Consider the following 4,734-nt stretch of genomic DNA (forward strand, 5'->3'; position numbering starts at 1 on the left):
TGGATGAACGTTTGGGATGGATCGTCACGTCACTCGACGACCTGATGGCGAAGATCGACGATTTTCTGCAAGGTACCGCGAACCCTGACGATACATACCGGGGCCAACGCGGCGCTCATAAAAGCCTGATGGCCCAGTTCTCGGCGGACGAAGAGTTGCGCGAAGCCGTTGCCAAATGGGCCGAGCGCGGCAAGTACGCCAGGTTGTTGAATCTGTGGTGCCAGGGGCTGGCGTTCGACTGGTCGGCTCTGTATCGGGGGCTGCGCCCGCGCCGCCTCAGCCTGCCGACGTATCCCTTCGATCGTCAGACGTTCTGGCTTCCGGCGAGTCAGGAGAAAAACGGCGTTGTCAGGCAATTACCTGAGTGCCGTGCCGACCACCTGGTGCCGGACGAGTCTGCCGAGATGCCGCCGTCGTTATCGCAAGACGGAGGGGCTGAGAGCGACAGCGCTGACGTTAATCTTGAAACCTATCTGAAACAGCTCATCAGTCGGCAGCTCAAAGTCGCCGAAGAGATGATTAGCCCGGATCGCGCGCTCGATGAACTGGGGATGGATTCCGTCGTCTCCGTCGCGTTGTTGAACACCATTCGGGAAACATTCCCTGAGGTGTCTCGCTCGCTGTTTATGGAGTACCACACCCTGGGGGAAATTCAGCAGCATCTGCGTAGCCATCTCGGCGGGCAACGGATTATGCCGGGCAGCCCAACCGTGGCGGCAGAACGCGTGGTTCACACCAACCCGGCGAGCGCCGATAGCGCGCCGGCCCAAGACGAACCGGGGCGGAATGTCAGTATTATCGGCATGGCCGGTATTTTCCCTCAGGCAGAGCAGATCGCCGAATTTTGGGAAAACCTGAATGCCGGTCGTACGACGCTTTCTGTCTTGAGCGACAAGCGCAAATATCTGATGACGTTGCAGACGCGAGACAGCGGCTACAGCCGTATTGGCGGTTATCTCGACGGAGTGGAGTATTTCGATCATAAGCTGTTCAAAATTCCGCACAAAGAGGCGCAAAAGTTGGATCCTCAGCTACGCAAGTTGCTCGAAGTTATCTGGCAGGCGGTGGCGGATGCCGGATATACCCTCAGTCAGTTCCGTGAAAAACGAACCGGATTGTTTGTCGCGACACGGGGACATTCCGGTTATCAGGATATTCCCGCCAGACTGGACCCGGCCCAGACGGCACAGTGGCGCTTTCAGGCAGAGCAGATATCCGCTTATGCCAACCGTATCTCCAATATCCTGAACCTGGCAGGGTTAAGCGAAATTGTTGAAACCGGCTGTGCCAGCTTTCTGGTGGCAATCCGGCACGCCATGTGCGCCATCAGGGAAGGCCGCTGCCAGCAGGCGATTGTCGCCACGGCGGAGTTGGGGCTCTCTCCTTTTGTGCAGAATCGTACGGATGATCAGGCCTTATATAGCTCTCATCCTGTCACGAAAAGTTTTGGTCATGACTCAGATGGTTATGTGAAAAGCGAGGTGATCGGCGCCATTATCCTGAAAGCAGAGGATACGGCACTGGCGCAAGGCGATGCCATTTATGCCAATGTGAAGGCAGTCGGGGTCAGCCATGGCGGCAAAGCACCGCTGAAGTGGTATAGCCCGAATATCGAAGGGCAGAAATCAGCCATTGAGGCCGCGCTCAGCGAGGCTGGCATTGATCCAGCCACCGTTTCTTATATCGAACCGGAAGCCAACGGTTCCCAGTTGGGGGACGCGTCTGAATTGGTTGCTATTCAGGCGGTGTATGGTCCGTATTTGCAGAAGAAACAGCGTACGACGCCGGCACATCCTCTCCCGGCAGGCCGACCGACGCCGTCGATTGCCATCGGGTCTCTGAAGCCGCTGACCGGGCACGCGGAAACGGCATCGACCTTCCCGGTACTAGTGAAAATGGTGTTGTCGATGTGCTACCGCCGTCTGGCAAAAATCGACGGGTTGGGAGAACTGAACGAAGGTATCACGCTGGCTGATGGGTTTGAGCTGATCAGAGAGGACCGCACCTGGGAGAAACAGGGCGATGTACCCCGGCGAGGCGCTATCCATTCCATGAGTATCGGCGGGGTGAATGCGCACCTGCTGCTGGAAGAATTCGAGGTTAAGCCGCAGGTCGTTCACGGCGATGAGGTATTTCAGCCGTCTTCCGGGCAGGCGAACCAACCTTTTGTTTTCCTGTTTTCCGAAGCCGATGACGCCGGGTTACATACCCTGGTGGGCGACTACCTGGATTTCTTGCCCCGCATCCAGGCCGATATTGCTGCGGGTCGGTGGATGGCACCCGTGCCGGCGGCGGAAACGCAACCTGCGCGTGAGGCGTCCTATCTGGAGCAACTCGAATATACCCTGCAACAGGGGCGGGAACACCGGGCGGTGCGGCTGGCGGTTTGCGCTGTAAACATGGCGCAGTTGCAGGAACGTTTACAGCGTTGGCAGGCCCATGCGGGCAATCCCCTCAATATTGATGATAGCCGCCAGCCATCACCGGATATTTCCGGCGAACTGTCCGATTGCAGCAATGCCATACGGCAAGCGGTGATGGATTGGCTGGCGGGGCAGTCGGTGGATTGGATGACGTTGCGTCAGGCTGAAGGCCGGGGGAGAACGTTACAAAAACTCCATCTGCCGGCTAATCCATTGCGAAAGGTCTTTTGCTGGCATGAGGGTTTCGACGATATCAATACATTTGATGAAAACAATTCAGTATCGACAGACGCGGAGCCGCGCTCTGTTGTGGCGTAAACACGGAGTGAGTGTAGTTATTTCCGGATGAAATAGAGGTGAATAATGAATGAGTTAGATGAAGCGTTGTCAGGCTATCTGGTTGCATTGGCAGCCAGGATACTGAAATGTGAGCAAGCGAATATCGAGTGGGAAAGCGATATTGATGAATATGGTTTTGAGTCGATGGAAGTGAATCAATATTGTGCTGAGTTGAACACGTTTTTTTCTATCAAGTTAACCCCGGTGGTTTTTCTGGAAGTTAATTCGCTTCAGGGGTTGAGTGACTATTTGAAAAAGCATCATTTCAATAACCTTGAAACCGCTCTTCTCTGAGTCTGAATCCAAAAGGAAGATATTTATGGAAAAATATGACATCCAAAGCGAAACGCAACGGAAAGTGTTTGAAATGATGCCGTCTTTCTTTCTTGATCAGGAAGAACAGGCAAATTTTCACTTTATGATGCATATGCGTCTGCTATTGAAATCCCCCGATTTTATGGATACGTTCGAGCGTGATTTATTCGAGAAAAAATTGGCGGATTTGCAGGCAGCGTATCCTGATTTGGCCGATACGGACTGTGCCGATACGTTTATTAAAATGAAGTCTTACGATTTTTCAGATATGGATCGCACGACTTTTCAGAAAATGATCAATGATGCCAGTACGCCGCCGATTATTGCAAAAGGTTTTCTCAATGATACGAAAGCCGTTCAGGAGTGGAGCCATGATTATCTGATTGAACACTATAAAGATACGGAGATTATTGCAGTCGGTTATGATGAGAAGGGAAACAGTTTGAAAAAACTCAAGCTGGAGAAAATACTCCGTTCTCAATTGGACAAAGATTCCAGAGTCAGTTATTACATTAATAACTCGGCGGAAATTTTTAATGACTATCCTGACCTGATTGATGAAGTGGGGGCGGGTAAAATCCTTGATCTTTTCCATGGTCACTCAGCGAATAGTTTTAGTCAGTTATTTGTTGGTAATCTGCGAACCTGGGGAACTAACTGGCATCAGGGGAATGATATTTCCTGTGCGTTGATGATCAGCGGGGTAAAACGCTGGTACTTTGTCGATCCCCGGTTGGGGTATATCTTGCGCCCATTCCTTGATGGGGCAAATGGGATGTCAGCGAAAATGGATGCGCGTCTGGATATCAACTTCCATAAAATTCACAACCCACTTTACGCTTATGCGCCCAAGTTCTATGTCGATTTGGAACCGGGCGATGTCCTCTTTTTCACCAAATACTGGCCTCATGCCGTCATCAATACGACGCCGCTGCAGATCATGGCTAATATGCGGATGACGGAAGTGAATCTGGAGACCATGACAAAAGGGAAAGATGTCCCCACGCTTATGCCGGTGTATGACAATATCCTGAATTCTGATCCATCCTTTATCAAATTCAAATTCGATATTTTCAATAGTCTGGGTAAAAAATCCAAAACTATCGGAGATGATAACTATTTTTCTGCCTACAACACCACCAGTGAAGTTCTGAGTAAGGAAGATTAATGATGAGCGAGTATCTGATAAATTCCGGAAACTTTAATATGATTATCTGTCCGGCGGATAAAGCCTACTATATTCTGAATGATGATCAGGCATCGGAAGAGACGATAAAGGAGTTTCTGGCAGGAGGGAAAGTCCAGTATAGTCGGCTTAAGCCTCTCTGGTTTCGGTATCGGGCTGATGAATCGTGGCAGGATTTTGATAAAAAAGAATACCGTTTAGGGCGGGAGCTTTCTGAAGCAGAACTGATCGACCGTTTTGTATTGAAGAAATTTAACTTTGGCAGTCTGGTCGCGGTCAGGGATTCTCAGGACGGGACCATCAAAGTATTTAAGCGGGACAAATTGCAATTGTCGGCGAATTAGCGAACTGTTCATCTGAAGAGAAAAGGAATGCACGCCATCGTTTAATTCCCGGTCGCTGCACTAAGCACAAAAAACCGTGTGCAGCGATCGGGTAACGGCGTCAGGTAAGGCAATTGGAGGCTTGAAC

Annotated in this window: 4 protein-coding genes (1 of these 4 cut by a window edge); all 4 read left to right on the top strand. The window is 51.1% G+C overall.

Annotation, left to right across the window (positions count from 1 at the left end; translation table 11 throughout):
* Tightly spaced (at most 45 nt apart), the 4 genes in view from DXX3274_RS08780 to DXX3274_RS08795 form a layout consistent with a single transcriptional unit that may run on beyond the window.
* Positions 1-2,741 carry the end of an SDR family NAD(P)-dependent oxidoreductase gene (locus DXX3274_RS08780; RefSeq protein WP_042859472.1) on the top strand. 17,683 nt of this gene lie to the left of the window's left edge, so 2,741 of the gene's 20,424 nt are visible here — the last part of the coding sequence; the start codon falls outside the window, past its left edge; the stop codon is at positions 2,739-2,741.
* A gap of 45 nt (positions 2,742-2,786) precedes the next feature.
* Positions 2,787-3,056: an acyl carrier protein gene (locus DXX3274_RS08785; RefSeq protein ID WP_040001544.1), complete on the top strand. Its 270-nt coding sequence runs from the start codon at positions 2,787-2,789 to the stop codon at positions 3,054-3,056.
* A 25-nt stretch (positions 3,057-3,081) separates the two neighbouring features.
* On the top strand, positions 3,082-4,245 hold the full coding sequence (locus DXX3274_RS08790; protein WP_042859473.1) for a cupin-like domain-containing protein: 1,164 nt from the start codon (positions 3,082-3,084) through the stop codon (positions 4,243-4,245).
* Positions 4,245-4,607 (top strand): hypothetical protein, encoded by a 363-nt coding sequence (locus DXX3274_RS08795; protein WP_238556097.1) that lies wholly within the window; start codon positions 4,245-4,247, stop codon positions 4,605-4,607. The genes DXX3274_RS08790 and DXX3274_RS08795 overlap by 1 nt, the downstream gene beginning before the upstream one ends.
* The last annotated feature ends 127 nt before the right edge of the window (positions 4,608-4,734 follow it).

This window comes from Dickeya sp. NCPPB 3274, from assembly GCF_000406205.1.
GTDB classification, from domain to species: Bacteria; Pseudomonadota; Gammaproteobacteria; order Enterobacterales; family Enterobacteriaceae; genus Dickeya; species Dickeya fangzhongdai.